The sequence below is a fragment of the Zestomonas ipomoeae genome, from assembly GCF_057128665.1.
This window is the reverse complement of the sequence record NZ_JBSKHQ010000007.1, coordinates 62,578-76,194: the sequence shown is the minus strand read 5'-3', so window position 1 is coordinate 76,194 and position 13,617 is coordinate 62,578. Positions and strand designations below refer to the sequence as shown.

Below are 13,617 nucleotides of genomic sequence, written 5' to 3'. Positions count from 1 at the left end.
CTTTTTAATGCCTAAAAATTCTTACTCTTAAGAAGTTACTTTAACTTCGTTGGTTATATCCCTGCCCCTTTTCGTTTTTGTCAAAAAAGCCCTTCTCAGACTTCCTTCCATACTCCCGCTTAGTTCGCTAAATCGCCGTCCCGTAAGGGTTTTTCCCGTTGGGCGCGCCTTGACGGTGGGGTGGGCGCATTCCTATAGTGTGCGGAAGTGGCATGAAGTGGCAGAAAGTGGGTTTTCATGGGCATGGATAGCTAATAACAGGGGAAGCGCAGCGTGTTTCGCGGAGCTAACGCCATCAGTCTCGACGCCAAAGGGCGACTCGCGATGCCGAGCCGGTATCGTGACGAACTCGTTTCGCGTTGCGCTGGCCAGCTCATCGTGACCATCGACGCCATCGACCCCTGCTTGTGTGTCTACCCCCTGCCCGAATGGGAGCTGATCGAAGCCAAGCTGCGCGAGCTGCCTTCTCTGCGTGAGGAGAGTCGCCGCTTGCAGCGTCTGTTGATCGGCAATGCCGTGGATCTGGAGCTGGATGGCAGCGGCCGCTTCCTGGTGCCGCCGCGCCTGCGTGAATACGCCAAGCTGGACAAGCGCGCCATGCTGGTGGGCCAGCTGAACAAGTTTCAACTGTGGGACGAAGATGCCTGGAACGCGATTGCCGATGCGGACCTGGCTGCCATTAAAGAAACCGGCGGTCTGCCGGACGAACTCCGTGACCTGATCCTGTGACCATGAGCAGTAGCTTTCGCCATATCACCGTGCTGCTGGACGAAGCCGTCGAGGCCCTCGCCGTGCGCGCCGACGGCTGCTACCTGGATGGCACCTTTGGTCGCGGTGGCCACAGTCGACTGATCTTGCAGAAGCTTGGCCCGGGTGGATGCCTGCTGGGTTTCGACAAGGACCCCTTGGCAATCGCAACGGGACAAGCGCTGGCGGCCGAAGATGGCCGCTTCGTCGTTGTGCAGCGCAGTTTTGCGGAACTCGGCGAGGAAGTCGCTGTCCGCGGGCTGGCCGGCAAGGTTGGTGGCGTGCTGCTGGATCTCGGCGTTTCCTCGCCACAGCTGGACGACCCCGAGCGGGGCTTCAGCTTCCTCAATGACGGTCCGCTGGACATGCGCATGGACCCGAGCAAGGGCGTCAGTGCCGCTGAATGGATCGCCAGCGCCAGCGAAGACGATATCGCCCGGGCGTTCAAGGACTACGGCGAGGAGCGCTTTGCCAAGCGCATGGCGCGGGCCGTGGTACAGCGTCGCGCCGAAAAGCCTTTCGAACGGACCGCCGACCTGGCGGCTGTGCTGACCGCCGCCAATCCCGCCTGGGAGAAGGGCAAGAACCCCGCGACCCGCGCTTTCCAGGGGCTGCGCATCCAGATCAACAACGAGCTGGGCGACCTCGAGCAGGGGCTCGATGCCGCTCTCGAGGCGCTGGAGGTGGGCGGTCGCCTGGTCGTCATCAGCTTCCACTCCCTGGAAGATCGCATCGTCAAGCTGTTCATGCGCCGCCACGCCAAGGGCGAGGCGGACAAGCTGCCGCGCGACCTGCCGATCCGCCCCGCTGCCTTCGAGCCGCGTTTGAAACTGCTCGGCAAGCCGCAGTACGCGTCCGACGCCGAGACCAGCGCCAACCCGCGTTCGCGTAGCGCCGTGATGCGGGTCGCGGAGAAGCTGAGATGAGACGCCTTCATGGCAAGTCTCTGCCTGCCGGTAGCCTGCTGTTGCTGGTGTTGTTCGTCGGGGTGCTGGTGTCGGCGCTCGCAGTGTCCTATTGCGCGCATTGGAATCGCCAATTGCTCAACGGCCTCTATGCCGAACTCAGCGTGCGCGACAAGGCGCAGGCTGAGTGGGGGCGTCTGATTCTCGAGCAGAGCACCTGGACCGCCCATAACCGCATCGAAACCCTCGCCAGCGAGCAGTTGAAGATGCGCATTCCCGATCCGGCCGAAGTTCGTCTGGTGGCGCCATGATCGGTCTCGAAGGCGCGCTCTATCCCTGGCGCTTCCGGCTGGTCCTGGCCTTGCTGGCCTTGCTGGTGGGCACGATCGCCTGGCGCATCGTCGACCTGCAGGTGGTCGATCGGCAGTTCCTGCAAGGGCAGGGCGATGCCCGCAGCGTTCGGCACATTCCGATTCCCGCCCATCGCGGCTTGATTACTGATCGCAACGGCGAGCCGTTGGCGGTCAGTACGCCGGTGACCACGTTGTGGGCCAATGGCAAGGAGCTGCAGGCGGCCCGCGCCCAGTGGCCGGCCCTGGCGGCTGCGCTCGGCCAGGCCCCGAAGGAGTTCGCTCAACGCCTGGAGCAGAATGCGAGCAGGGAATTCATGTATCTGGTGCGTGGCTTGACGCCGGAGCAGGGCCAGGTGGTGCTCGACCTGCACGTGCCGGGCGTCTATGCCATCGAAGAGTTCCGCCGCTTTTACCCGGCCGGCGAGGTGGCCGCCCACGTGGTCGGCTTTACCGATATCGATGACCGTGGCCGCGAGGGCATGGAACTGGCTTTCGACGAATGGCTGGCCGGCGTGCCGGGCAAGCGTCAGGTGCTCAAGGATCGCCGAGGCCGTCTGATCAAGGATGTGCAGGTCACCCAGAATGCCAAGGCCGGCAAGAGCCTGGCGTTGTCCATCGACTTGCGCCTGCAATATCTGGCCCACCGCGAACTGCGCAACGCCCTGATCGAGAACGATGCCAAGGCCGGCAGTCTGGTAATGGTCGACGTGAAGACCGGCGAGATCCTCGCCATGGTCAACCACCCGACCTACAACCCGAACAATCGCCGCAGCCTGGAGCCGGCAGCCATGCGCAACCGGGCGATGATCGACGTGTTCGAGCCGGGTTCGACCGTCAAGCCGATTTCGATGTCGGCCGCATTGCAGAGCGGGCGCTGGAAGCCCAGCGACGTGGTCGAGGTCTGGCCGGGTTCGCTGCGCATCGGTCGCTACACCATTCGCGATGTATCCCGTACCGAAGGGCGCGAGCTGGACCTCACCGGCATCCTGATCAATTCCAGCAACGTCGGCATGAGCAAGATCGCCTTCGATATCGGCGGCGAGACCATCTTCGACACCATGAGCAAGCTGGGCTTCGGCCGCGACACCGGTCTTGGCTTCCCCGGCGAGCGCGTGGGCAACCTGCCCAATCATCCCAAGTGGCGCCAGGCGGAAACGGCGACCCTGTCCTACGGCTACGGCCTGTCGGTGACGGCCGTGCAACTGGCCCATGCCTATGCCGCGCTGGCCAACCACGGGCAGATGCTGCCGTTGTCCATGACCCGTGTCGACGGCGAGCCGGAGGGTGTGCAGGTGCTGCCGGAAGACGTCGCCCGGACTATGCAGGGCATGTTGCAGCAGGTCGTGGAAGCGCCGCGCGGAGTGTTCCGCGCCCAGGTGCCGGGCTATCACGTGGCGGGCAAGAGCGGTACGGCGCGCAAGGCCACGGTGGGCAGCAAGGGCTACACCGAGAACGCCTACCGCTCGCTGTTCGCCGGCTTCGCGCCAGCCCGCGACCCGCGTATCGCCTTGGTGGTGGTCATCGACGAACCCGGCAAGGGCGCCTATTTCGGTGGCCTGATTTCAGCGCCGGTGTTCGGCAAGGTCATGGCCGGCGCGCTGCGCCTGATGAACATCGCCCCTGACAACCTTCCTCCGCCTGCAGAGAAGCAGACGGCCGATCTGACTCCAGGCAAAGGAGGGCGCATCTGATGCCCATGCCGCTCAATCAACTGTTGCCCCAGGCCGAGACCTCGGTGCTGATTCGCGAACTGACGCTGGATAGCCGCAAGGTGCGCCCTGGCGACTTGTTCCTCGCTGTGCCGGGCAACCAGCAGGATGGCCGTCTGCATATCGCCGATGCGATCTCCCGTGGCGCCGCCGCCGTGGCCTACGAGGCCGAGGGGGCGCCGGAAATCAAGGCTGGCAATGCCGCCCTGGTGCCGCTCAAGGGACTGGCCGGGCAACTCTCGGCGATTGCCGGGCGCTTCTATGGCGAGCCGAGTCGGGCGCTGCACCTGATCGGAATCACCGGCACCAACGGCAAGACCAGCGTCAGCCAACTGATGGCCCAGGCGCTGGATCGCCTGGGCGAGCGCTGCGGCATCATCGGCACCCTTGGCAGCGGCTTCTTCGGCGAGCTGGAAAGCGGACGCCACACCACGCCCGACCCGGTCGGCGTGCAGGCGCTGCTGGCCGATCTGAAAAAGGCCGGCGCCAAGGCGGCGGCCATGGAGGTGTCCTCCCACGGCCTCGATCAGGGCCGGGTTGCCGCCCTGGATTTCGACGTGGCGGTGTTCACCAACCTGTCTCGCGATCACCTCGATTACCACGGCTCGATGGAGGCCTACGCCGCCGCCAAGGCCAAACTGTTTGCCTGGCCGAACCTGCGCTGCCGGGTGCTCAACCTGGACGACGCGTTCGGCCGGCAACTGGCCGCCGAACAGCAGGAGTCGCGGTTGCTCACCTACAGCCTGGAGGACAGCTCGGCCTACTTGTATTGCCGCGACGCCCAGTTCGACGACAACGGCGTGCGCGCGACCCTGATCACTCCACAGGGCGAGGGCTATCTGCGCAGCCCGCTGCTCGGGCGCTTCAATTTGAGCAACCTGCTGGCGGTGGTCGGTGGATTGCTCGGCCTGGGTTATTCGCTGGACGAAATCCTGCGCGCCATGAGCGATCTGCAAGGCCCGCCCGGGCGCATGCAGCGCCTCGGTGGCGGTCTCCAGCCGCTGGTGGTGGTGGATTACGCCCATACCCCGGATGCCCTGGAAAAAGTCCTCGCCGCCCTGCGCCCGCATGTCCGCGGCCGCCTGCTGTGCCTGTTCGGCTGCGGCGGCGATCGCGATCGTGGCAAGCGGCCGCTGATGGCCGAGGTCGCCGAGCGCCTGGCCGATGCGGTGCTGGTCACCGATGACAATCCGCGCAGCGAGGCGCCGGAACAGATTCTCGCCGACATTCGCGGCGGTTTTGTCCGGCCCGATGCGGTGAACTTCGTGCCGGGGCGCGGCCAGGCCATTGCCCAGTTGATCGCCGGTGCCGACGTCGACGACGTGGTGGTGTTGGCCGGCAAGGGCCATGAGGACTATCAGGAAATCAACGGCGAACGCCAGCCGTTCTCCGATCTGGATGAAGCTGCCAAGGCGCTGGTCGCCTGGGAGGTCGCCCATGCTTGAATCGCTGACCTTGAGCGCGATTGCCGGGCCCTTGGGCGGGCGCTTGCTCGGTGGTGACGCGAGCTTCGCCGCCGTCTCCACAGACAGCCGCAAGGTCGCGCCGGGCCAGCTGTTCATTGCCCTGGTCGGCCCGACCTTCGACGGCCACGATTATCTGGCCGAGGTTGCCGCCAAGGGCGCGGTCGCTGCCCTGGTGCAGCGTGAAATCCCAGGCGTGGATCTGCCGCAGTTGCTGGTGGCCGATACCCGCCTGGCCCTGGGTCGGCTGGGTGCGCTGAACCGCGACGCTTTCCAGGGCCGCCTCGCCGCAGTGACCGGTTCCAGCGGCAAGACCAGCGTCAAGGAAATGCTGGCTGCCATCCTGCGTACCCAGGGGCCGGTACTCGCCACCCAGGGCAACCTGAACAACGACCTCGGCGCGCCGCTGACCCTGCTGCAGCTGTCCGGAGAACACCTGGGCGCAGTCATCGAGCTGGGTGCCAACCATGTCGGCGAGATCGCCTACACCGTGGGCCTGACCCGGCCGCAGGTGGCGATTCTGACCAATGCCGGCACCGCCCACGTCGGCGAGTTCGGCGGCCCGGAGAAGATCGTCGAAGCCAAGGGCGAGATCATCGAAGGGTTGGACGAGAACGGCGTAGCCGTGCTCAACCTTGACGACAAGGCTTTTCCAATCTGGAAGGCAAGGGCCAAGGGGCGTCGGGTACTGTCTTTCGCGCTGGGCAACGGCGCGGCCGATTTCCACGCGAGCGATCTGGATCGCGATGCGCGCGGTTGCATGGCATTCACCCTCAATGGCCCGAACGGTTCGGCGCGGGTGCAGCTCAACCTGCTGGGCCAGCACAACGTCGCCAACGCGCTGGCCGCTGCCGCCGCCGCCCATGCCCTGGGCGTGCCGTTGGTCGGCATCGTCACCGGTCTGGAAAGCGTGCAGCCGGTCAAGGGGCGCGCCGTAGCGCAGCTGGCGCCCAGCGGTGTGCGTGTGATCGATGACAGCTACAACGCCAACCCGGTGTCGATGTGTGCCGCCGTGGATATACTCGCCGGCTTTTCCGGGCGGACCATTCTGGCGCTGGGCGACATGGGCGAGCTGGGCGAATGGGCGGAGCAGGGTCACCGCGAAGTCGGTGCCTATGCTGCCGGCAAGGTCAGCGCGCTCTATGCGGTGGGGCCGCTGATGGCTTATGCAGTGGCGGCGTTCGGTGAAAATGGTCGTCATTTCGCCGACCAGGACGCCCTGATCGCCGCGCTTCGTGCAGAGCAGGAAATCCCTACAACCATTTTGATCAAGGGTTCGCGCAGCGCAGCGATGGAGAACGTCGTTGCGGCACTCTGCGGAACTGGCGAGGAGAGTCACTAAATGCTGCTGCTGCTGGCGGAGTATCTGCAACAGTTCTACAAGGGCTTCGCGGTCTTTCAATACCTGACCCTGCGCGGCATCCTCGGCGTGCTCACCGCGCTGGTGCTGTCGCTGTGGCTGGGCCCGTGGATGATCCGTACCCTGCAGATCCGCCAGATCGGCCAGGCCGTGCGCAACGACGGCCCGCAATCGCATCTGTCGAAGAAAGGCACGCCGACCATGGGCGGCGCGCTGATCCTTTCCGCCATCGCCGTCAGTACGCTGCTCTGGGCTGACCTGTCCAACCGCTATGTATGGGTGGTGCTGGCCGTGACCCTGCTGTTCGGTGGCATCGGCTGGGTGGACGACTATCGCAAGGTGATCGAGAAGGATTCCCGCGGCCTGCCGAGCCGCTGGAAGTATTTCTGGCAGTCGGTATTCGGTCTGGGGGCGGCGGTCTTCCTTTATATGACCGCGCAGAACCCGGTCGAAACCACGCTGATCCTGCCGCTGCTGAAGGACGTCAGCCTTCAGTTGGGCGCTATCGGTTTCATCGTGCTGACCTACTTCGTCATCGTCGGCTCGAGCAACGCGGTGAACCTCACCGACGGCCTCGATGGCCTGGCGATCATGCCGACGGTGATGGTCGGCGGTGCGCTCGGCGTGTTCTGCTACCTGTCGGGCAACGTGAACTTCTCCGACTACCTGCTGATCCCCTACGTGCCGGGCGCCGGCGAACTGATCGTGTTCTGCGCGGCACTGGTCGGTGCCGGCCTCGGCTTCCTCTGGTTCAACACCTACCCGGCGCAGGTGTTCATGGGCGACGTCGGCGCACTGGCGCTGGGTGCCGCGCTGGGCACCATCGCGGTGATCGTGCGTCAGGAAGTGGTGCTGTTCATCATGGGCGGCGTGTTCGTCATGGAAACCCTGTCGGTGATGATCCAGGTCGCTTCGTTCAAGCTGACCGGCAAGCGCGTGTTCCGCATGGCGCCGATCCATCACCATTTCGAACTCAAAGGCTGGCCCGAGCCGCGCGTGATCGTGCGCTTCTGGATCATCACCGTGATTCTGGTGTTGATCGGCCTGGCCACTCTGAAACTGAGGTAATCGCGTGAGCCTGATCGCTTCCGACCAGTTCCGCATCGTTGTCGGCCTCGGCAAGAGCGGCATGTCCCTGGTGCGCTTCCTGGCGCGCCAGGGCGTGCGCTTCGCCGTGGCCGATACGCGCGCGAACCCGCCGGAACTGGCCGCCCTGAAGCGCGACTACCCGCAGGTGGACGTGCGTTGCGGCGAGCTGGATGCGGATTTCCTCTGCCGCGCCAGCGAACTGTATGTCAGCCCCGGCCTGGCGCTGGCCACGCCGGCGTTGCAGGCGGCGGCCGCCCGCGGCGTCAAGCTGTCCGGAGACATCGAGCTGTTCGCTCGCCACGCCAAGGCACCGATCGTCGCCATTACCGGCTCCAACGCGAAAAGCACCGTGACCACCCTGGTGGGCGAGATGGCCAAGGCCGCCGGCAAGCGGGTGGCCGTGGGCGGCAATCTCGGCACCCCGGCGCTGGATCTGCTGGCCGACGACGTCGAGCTGTACGTGCTGGAGCTGTCCAGCTTCCAGCTGGAGACCACCGAGCTACTCAACGCCGAGGTGGCGACCTGCCTGAACCTCAGCGAAGACCATATGGACCGCTACAGCGGCATGCCGGCCTACCACCTGGCCAAGCATCGCATCTTCCGCGGCGCCCGGCAGGTGGTGGTGAATCGCGACGATGCGTTGTCGCGGCCGCTGATCGCCGACCAGGTGCCGTGCTGGAGCTACGGCCTCGGCAAGCCCGATTTCAAGCGTTTCGGGCTGCTGGAAGAGGGGGGCGAGAAGTGCCTGGCCTTCCAGTTCGAGGCCTTGATGCCGGTACGCGAGTTGAAAATGCGCGGCGCCCATAACCAGAGCAATGCCCTGGCAGCCTTGGCGCTCGGCCATGCCGCGGGCCTGCCGATGGAGCCGATGTTGCGGACTCTGCGGGAGTTCAGTGGCTTGCCGCATCGCTGCCAGTGGGTCGGCGAACGCCGGAACGTGAACTACTACGACGACTCCAAGGCCACCAACGTCGGCGCCGCCCTTGCCGCCATCGAAGGGCTGGGGGCGGACACCGCCGGCAAGCTGGTGCTGATCGCCGGCGGCGATGGCAAGGGCGCGGACTTCTCCGCCCTGCGCGCGCCGGTGGCGAAGTATTGTCGTGCGGTGGTGCTGCTGGGGCGCGATGCCGATCTGCTGGCTGCTGCGCTGGGCGATGCGGCGCCGCTGATCAAGGTGCGGAGCCTCGACGAAGCTGTGCAGCGCTGTGCCGAACTGGCCGAGCCAGGCGATGCCGTGTTGCTGTCGCCGGCCTGTGCCAGCCTCGACATGTTCAAGAATTTCGAAGAGCGCGGGCGGCTGTTCGCCCAGGCCGTGGAGGGGCTCGTCTGATGCTGGCCCTGCTGCGTCCCTATCCGTCGCCGCTGTTCAGCCGGGTCGGCATCGATCTGGACTTCCCGTTGCTGGCCGGCTGCCTGGCGCTGCTCGGCCTGGGCCTGGTGATGATCACCTCGGCGTCATCCGAGGTGGCGGCGGTGCAGACCGGCAATGCGCTCTACCACATGACCCGGCACCTGATCTATCTGGCCGCCGGCCTGGTGGCCGCCGGCCTGACCCTGATGATTCCCCTGGCCACCTGGCAGCGCCTCGGCTGGCTGCTGCTGCTCGGTGCCTTCGGCCTGTTGGTGATGGTGTTGCTGCCGGGCATCGGCCGCGAGGTGAACGGTTCGATGCGCTGGATCGGTTTCGGCGCGTTCAACGTGCAGCCTTCGGAAATCGCCAAGGTCTTCGTGGTGATCTACCTGGCCGGCTATCTGGTGCGGCGCCAGGAAGAAGTGCGCGAGAGCTGGGCCGGCTTCTTCAAGCCCTTCGTCGTGTTGCTGCCAATGGCCGGTCTGCTGCTGCTGGAGCCGGACTTCGGCGCCACCGTGGTAATGATGGGGGCTGCCGCCGCCATGCTGTTCCTCGGCGGCGTCGGCCTGCTGCGATTCAGCCTGATGGTGTTGCTGGCGGTCGGTGCGGTGTTCGTACTGGTGCAGACCCAGGAATATCGCCTGCAGCGCCTGATTACCTTTACCGACCCCTGGGCCGACCAGTTCGGCTCCGGCTACCAACTGACCCAGGCGCTGATCGCCTTCGGTCGTGGCGAGTGGTTCGGCGTCGGCCTCGGCAACAGCGTGCAGAAGCAGTTCTACCTGCCCGAGGCCCATACCGACTTCGTGTTCGCCGTGCTCGCCGAGGAACTGGGCATGGTCGGCGCGCTGGTGACCATCGGCCTGTTCGTCTTCGTCAGCGTGCGTGCGCTGTATATCGGACTGTGGGCGGAAAGGGCCCGGCAGTTCTTTTCCGCCTATGTCGCCTATGGTCTGGCGTTCCTGTGGATCGGCCAATTCCTGATCAACATCGGCGTGAACGTCGGCCTGCTGCCGACCAAGGGGCTGACCCTGCCGTTCCTCAGCTACGGCGGCAGCTCGCTGGTGATCTGCTGCGTGAGCCTCGCCCTGCTGCTGCGCATCGAGTGGGAGCGGCGCCATCTGCTGGGCAGCGAGGATGTGGAATTCAGCGAAGATGCCTTCGCCGAGGAGGTCCCCCATGGCCGCTAACGTGCTGATCATGGCCGGCGGTACCGGTGGCCACGTGTTCCCGGCACTGGCCTGCGCCCGCGAATTCCAAGCCCGCGGCTATACCGTGCACTGGCTGGGCACGCCGCGCGGCATCGAGAACGAACTGGTGCCGGCGGCTGGCCTGCCGTTGCATCTGATCCAGGTAACCGGGTTGCGGGGCAAGGGCAAGCTGTCCCTGCTCAAGGCGCCATTTCAGTTGATACGCGCGTTGCTGCAGGCGCGGCGCATCGTGCGGGACCTCGAGCCGGTCTGTGTGCTGGGCATGGGTGGCTATGTCACCGGGCCGGGCGGCCTGGCCGCGCGCCTGGCCGGCGTGCCGTTGATCATCCACGAGCAAAATGCCGTGGCCGGCACCGCCAATCGCAGCCTGGTGCCGTTCGCCAGCCGGGTCTGCGAGGCCTTTCCGGACACCTTCGCCGCCAGCGTCAAGCGCCGCACCACCGGCAATCCGGTGCGTGCCGAACTGTTCCAGGCCGAGCCCCGTCCAGCCCAGGCCCAGCGCCGGGTGCGCCTGCTGATCCTGGGCGGCAGCCTGGGAGCCGAGCCGCTGAACAAGCTGTTGCCCGAGGCGCTGGCGCTGCTGCCTGAGAATCTGTTGCCGGAGGTGCGTCACCAGGCCGGCAAGCAGCATGACCAGGTCACCGCCGAGCGTTACCGCGCCGCTGGGGTGCAGGCGCAGGTTTCGCCGTTCATCGCCGATATGGCCGATGCCTATGCCTGGGCCGACCTGGTGATCTGCCGGGCGGGAGCACTGACGGTCAGCGAACTGGCCGCCGCCGGCTTGCCCGCCTTCCTGGTGCCGCTGCCCCATGCCATCGACGATCACCAGACCCGCAACGCCGATTATCTGGCCAGCGAGGGCGCCGCCGTCCTCCTGCCGCAACGCAGTACCGACGCGGCCCAACTGGCCGCGCAGCTCAAAGAGGTTCTGATGCAGCCCGAGAAACTTGCCGCCATGGGCGCCATCGCCCGCCGTCTGGCCAAGCCGGAAGCGACCCGCAGCGTGGTCGACATTTGCCTGGAGGTGGCCCGTGGTTGAGAGTCGTAAAGCGTTCCCGCAGCCGGAAATGCGCCGAATCCGCCACATCCACTTCGTCGGTATCGGCGGCGTGGGCATGTGCGGCATCGCCGAGGTGCTGCTGAACCTGGGCTACGAAGTCTCCGGCTCGGACCTCAAGACGTCTGCGACCACCGAACGCCTGGAGAAATTCGGCGCCAAGGTGTTCATCGGCCATCGCGCAGAAAACGCCGAGCGGGCCGACGTGCTGGTGGTTTCCAGCGCGGTGAACAAGGCCAACCCGGAAGTTGCCAGTGCGCTGGAGCGGCGTATCCCGGTGGTGCCGCGCGCGGAGATGCTCGCCGAGCTGATGCGCTACCGCCATGGCATCGCCGTGGCAGGGACCCACGGCAAGACCACCACCACCAGCCTGATCGCCTCGGTATTCGCCGCCGGCGGCCTGGACCCGACCTTCGTCATCGGCGGCCGGTTGAATGCTGCCGGCACCAATGCCCAGCTTGGCACCAGCCGCTACCTGGTGGCCGAGGCCGACGAGAGCGACGCCAGCTTCCTGCATCTGCAGCCAATGGTGGCGGTGGTCACCAACATCGATGCCGACCACATGAGCACCTATGAAGGCGACTTCAACAAGCTGAAGAAGACCTTCGTCGAGTTCCTGCACAACCTGCCGTTCTACGGGTTGGCGGTGGTCTGCGTAGACGACCCGGTGGTGCGCGAGATCCTGCCGCAGATCGCCCGGCCGACCCTGACCTACGGCTTCGCCGAAGATGCCGACCTGCGCGCCATCAACGTGCGCCAGGAGGGCATGCGCACCCATTTCACCGTGCTGCGCAAGGACCGCGAGCCGCTCAATGTTTCGGTGAACATGCCGGGCAACCACAACGTGCTGAATGCGCTGGCCACCATTGCCATCGCCACCGACGAGGGCATCGCTGACGACGCAATCGTCCAGGGGCTGTCCGGCTTCCAGGGCGTCGGTCGGCGCTTCCAGGTCTACGGCGAGCTGCCGGTGGACGGCGGCAGCGTGATGCTGGTCGACGACTATGGCCACCACCCGCGCGAAGTCGCTGCGGTGATCAAGGCGGTGCGCGGCGGTTGGCCGGAGCGGCGCTTGGTGATGGTCTACCAGCCGCACCGCTATAGCCGTACCCGCGACCTGTATGACGACTTTGTGCAGGTGCTGACCGACGCCAATGTCTTGCTGCTGATGGAGGTCTATCCGGCCGGCGAGGAGCCGATCCCCGGTGCCGACAGCCGTCAGCTGTGCCACAGCATTCGCCAGCGCGGCCAGCTCGACCCCATCTACATCGAGCGGGGCGTCGAGCTGGCGCCGCTGGTCAAGCCACTGCTGCGCGCCGGCGACATTCTGCTTTGCCAGGGCGCCGGCGACATCGGCGCCTTGGCTCCCCAGTTGATCCAGAGCCCGTTGTTTGCCGCTGGCGCGACCGACGGAAGGAAGAACCAATGAGCACGCTGCACTCTACCCATGATCCGCGCGCCTTCGGCCGCGTCGCCGTGCTTTTTGGCGGCCGCAGCGCCGAGCGCGAGGTGTCGCTGAAATCCGGCAAGGCGGTGTTGGAAGCACTGCAGAGTGCCGGTGTGGACGCGTTCGGCATCGACGTCGGCGACGACTTCCTGCAGCGCCTGACCCACGAGAAGATCGACCGTGCCTTCATCGTGCTGCACGGTCGCGGCGGCGAAGACGGCTCCATGCAGGGCCTGCTCGAGTGCGCCGGCATCCCCTACACCGGCAGCGGCATCCTCGCCTCCGCGCTGGCGATGGACAAATTGCGCACCAAGCAAGTCTGGCAGAGCCTGGGCCTGCCGACCCCGCGCCACGCCGTGCTGGCCAGCGCCGCGGACTGCCAGGAAGCCGCCAACCAGCTCGGCTTCCCGCTGATCGTCAAGCCGGCCCATGAAGGGTCGAGCATCGGCATGGCCAAGGTGAACGACATCGCCGAACTGGTCGCCGCCTGGCAGGCCGCCAGCACCTACGATTCCCAGGTGCTGGTGGAGCAGTGGATCCAGGGGCCGGAGTTCACCATCGCCATGCTGCGCGGCCAGGTGCTGCCGCCGATCGGCCTGGGCACCCCGCACACCTTCTACGACTACGATGCCAAGTACCTGGCCAGCGATACCCAGTACCGCATTCCCTGCGGCCTGGATGCAGCCAAGGAGAGCGAGCTGAAAGAACTCACCGTGCGCGCCTGCGAAGCCGTCGGCGTGCAGGGCTGGGCTCGCGCCGACGTGATGCAGGACGCCAGCGGCCGGTTCTGGCTACTGGAGGTCAACACCGTACCCGGCATGACCGACCACAGCCTGGTGCCGATGGCCGCCCGCGCCGCCGGCCTGGACTTCCAGCAACTGGTACTGGCGATTCTTGCCGACAGCCTCGAGGCGAGGGGCTGAGC

At 66.0% G+C, this 13,617-nt stretch carries 12 protein-coding genes; all 12 read left to right on the top strand.

Features of this window, described 5'->3' with window-relative positions:
- Window positions 1–273 precede the first annotated feature (273 nt).
- Genes mraZ through ACWKV7_RS10260 form a run of 12 tightly spaced genes read left to right on the top strand, consistent with a single transcriptional unit; the run spans window position 274 to window position 13,615 of the window.
- On the top strand, window positions 274–729 hold the full coding sequence (gene mraZ / locus ACWKV7_RS10315; RefSeq protein WP_483857571.1) for a division/cell wall cluster transcriptional repressor MraZ: 456 nt from the start codon (window positions 274–276) through the stop codon (window positions 727–729).
- 2 nt (window positions 730–731) lie between these two features.
- Window positions 732–1,673, top strand: a complete 942-nt coding sequence (rsmH, locus tag ACWKV7_RS10310) for a 16S rRNA (cytosine(1402)-N(4))-methyltransferase RsmH (RefSeq protein ID WP_483857570.1) — start codon at window positions 732–734, stop codon at window positions 1,671–1,673.
- Window positions 1,670–1,963 carry a cell division protein FtsL gene (ftsL, locus tag ACWKV7_RS10305; RefSeq protein ID WP_483857569.1) on the top strand — a complete coding sequence of 98 codons (294 nt, stop codon included), beginning with the start codon at window positions 1,670–1,672 and terminating at the stop codon, window positions 1,961–1,963. The genes rsmH and ftsL overlap by 4 nt, the downstream gene beginning before the upstream one ends.
- Window positions 1,960–3,696 (top strand): peptidoglycan D,D-transpeptidase FtsI family protein, encoded by a 1,737-nt coding sequence (locus tag ACWKV7_RS10300; protein WP_483857568.1) that lies wholly within the window; start codon window positions 1,960–1,962, stop codon window positions 3,694–3,696. Before ftsL ends, ACWKV7_RS10300 begins: the two co-directional genes overlap by 4 nt.
- Window positions 3,696–5,159 carry a UDP-N-acetylmuramoyl-L-alanyl-D-glutamate--2,6-diaminopimelate ligase gene (locus ACWKV7_RS10295; protein WP_483857567.1) on the top strand — a complete coding sequence of 488 codons (1,464 nt, stop codon included), beginning with the start codon at window positions 3,696–3,698 and terminating at the stop codon, window positions 5,157–5,159. The genes ACWKV7_RS10300 and ACWKV7_RS10295 overlap by 1 nt, the downstream gene beginning before the upstream one ends.
- Window positions 5,152–6,519, top strand: a complete 1,368-nt coding sequence (locus ACWKV7_RS10290) for a UDP-N-acetylmuramoyl-tripeptide--D-alanyl-D-alanine ligase (protein ID WP_483857566.1) — start codon at window positions 5,152–5,154, stop codon at window positions 6,517–6,519. Before ACWKV7_RS10295 ends, ACWKV7_RS10290 begins: the two co-directional genes overlap by 8 nt.
- Window positions 6,520–7,605, top strand: a complete 1,086-nt coding sequence (gene mraY, locus ACWKV7_RS10285; protein ID WP_483857565.1) for a phospho-N-acetylmuramoyl-pentapeptide-transferase — start codon at window positions 6,520–6,522, stop codon at window positions 7,603–7,605.
- Between the two features lie 4 nt (window positions 7,606–7,609).
- Entirely contained in the window at window positions 7,610–8,956 is a 1,347-nt protein-coding gene (gene murD / locus ACWKV7_RS10280) for a UDP-N-acetylmuramoyl-L-alanine--D-glutamate ligase (protein ID WP_483857564.1), read from the top strand.
- Window positions 8,956–10,167 carry a putative lipid II flippase FtsW gene (ftsW, locus tag ACWKV7_RS10275; RefSeq protein ID WP_483857563.1) on the top strand — a complete coding sequence of 404 codons (1,212 nt, stop codon included), beginning with the start codon at window positions 8,956–8,958 and terminating at the stop codon, window positions 10,165–10,167. The genes murD and ftsW overlap by 1 nt, the downstream gene beginning before the upstream one ends.
- Window positions 10,157–11,227 carry an undecaprenyldiphospho-muramoylpentapeptide beta-N-acetylglucosaminyltransferase gene (murG, locus tag ACWKV7_RS10270; protein ID WP_483857562.1) on the top strand — a complete coding sequence of 357 codons (1,071 nt, stop codon included), beginning with the start codon at window positions 10,157–10,159 and terminating at the stop codon, window positions 11,225–11,227. Before ftsW ends, murG begins: the two co-directional genes overlap by 11 nt.
- Window positions 11,220–12,674, top strand: coding sequence for a UDP-N-acetylmuramate--L-alanine ligase (gene murC, locus ACWKV7_RS10265; RefSeq protein ID WP_487249207.1), 1,455 nt, complete (start codon window positions 11,220–11,222; stop codon window positions 12,672–12,674). The genes murG and murC overlap by 8 nt, the downstream gene beginning before the upstream one ends.
- A complete protein-coding gene (locus ACWKV7_RS10260) occupies window positions 12,671–13,615 on the top strand; it encodes a D-alanine--D-alanine ligase (RefSeq protein ID WP_483857561.1) in 945 nt (314 codons plus the stop codon). The genes murC and ACWKV7_RS10260 overlap by 4 nt, the downstream gene beginning before the upstream one ends.
- Window positions 13,616–13,617 lie beyond the last annotated feature (2 nt).

What these genes read in the sequence shown, in the direction of transcription:
- rsmH (WP_483857570.1), top strand. Translation starts at nt 732, where the DNA reads ATGAGCAGTAGCTTTCGCCATATCACCGTGCTGCTGGACGAAGCCGTC.
- ftsL (WP_483857569.1), top strand. Translation starts at nt 1,670, where the DNA reads ATGAGACGCCTTCATGGCAAGTCTCTGCCTGCCGGTAGCCTGCTGTTG.
- ACWKV7_RS10300 (WP_483857568.1), top strand. Translation starts at nt 1,960, where the DNA reads ATGATCGGTCTCGAAGGCGCGCTCTATCCCTGGCGCTTCCGGCTGGTC.
- ACWKV7_RS10295 (WP_483857567.1), top strand. Translation starts at nt 3,696, where the DNA reads ATGCCCATGCCGCTCAATCAACTGTTGCCCCAGGCCGAGACCTCGGTG.
- ACWKV7_RS10290 (WP_483857566.1), top strand. Translation starts at nt 5,152, where the DNA reads ATGCTTGAATCGCTGACCTTGAGCGCGATTGCCGGGCCCTTGGGCGGG.
- mraY (WP_483857565.1), top strand. Translation starts at nt 6,520, where the DNA reads ATGCTGCTGCTGCTGGCGGAGTATCTGCAACAGTTCTACAAGGGCTTC.
- ftsW (WP_483857563.1), top strand. Translation starts at nt 8,956, where the DNA reads ATGCTGGCCCTGCTGCGTCCCTATCCGTCGCCGCTGTTCAGCCGGGTC.
- murG (WP_483857562.1), top strand. Translation starts at nt 10,157, where the DNA reads ATGGCCGCTAACGTGCTGATCATGGCCGGCGGTACCGGTGGCCACGTG.
- ACWKV7_RS10260 (WP_483857561.1), top strand. Translation starts at nt 12,671, where the DNA reads ATGAGCACGCTGCACTCTACCCATGATCCGCGCGCCTTCGGCCGCGTC.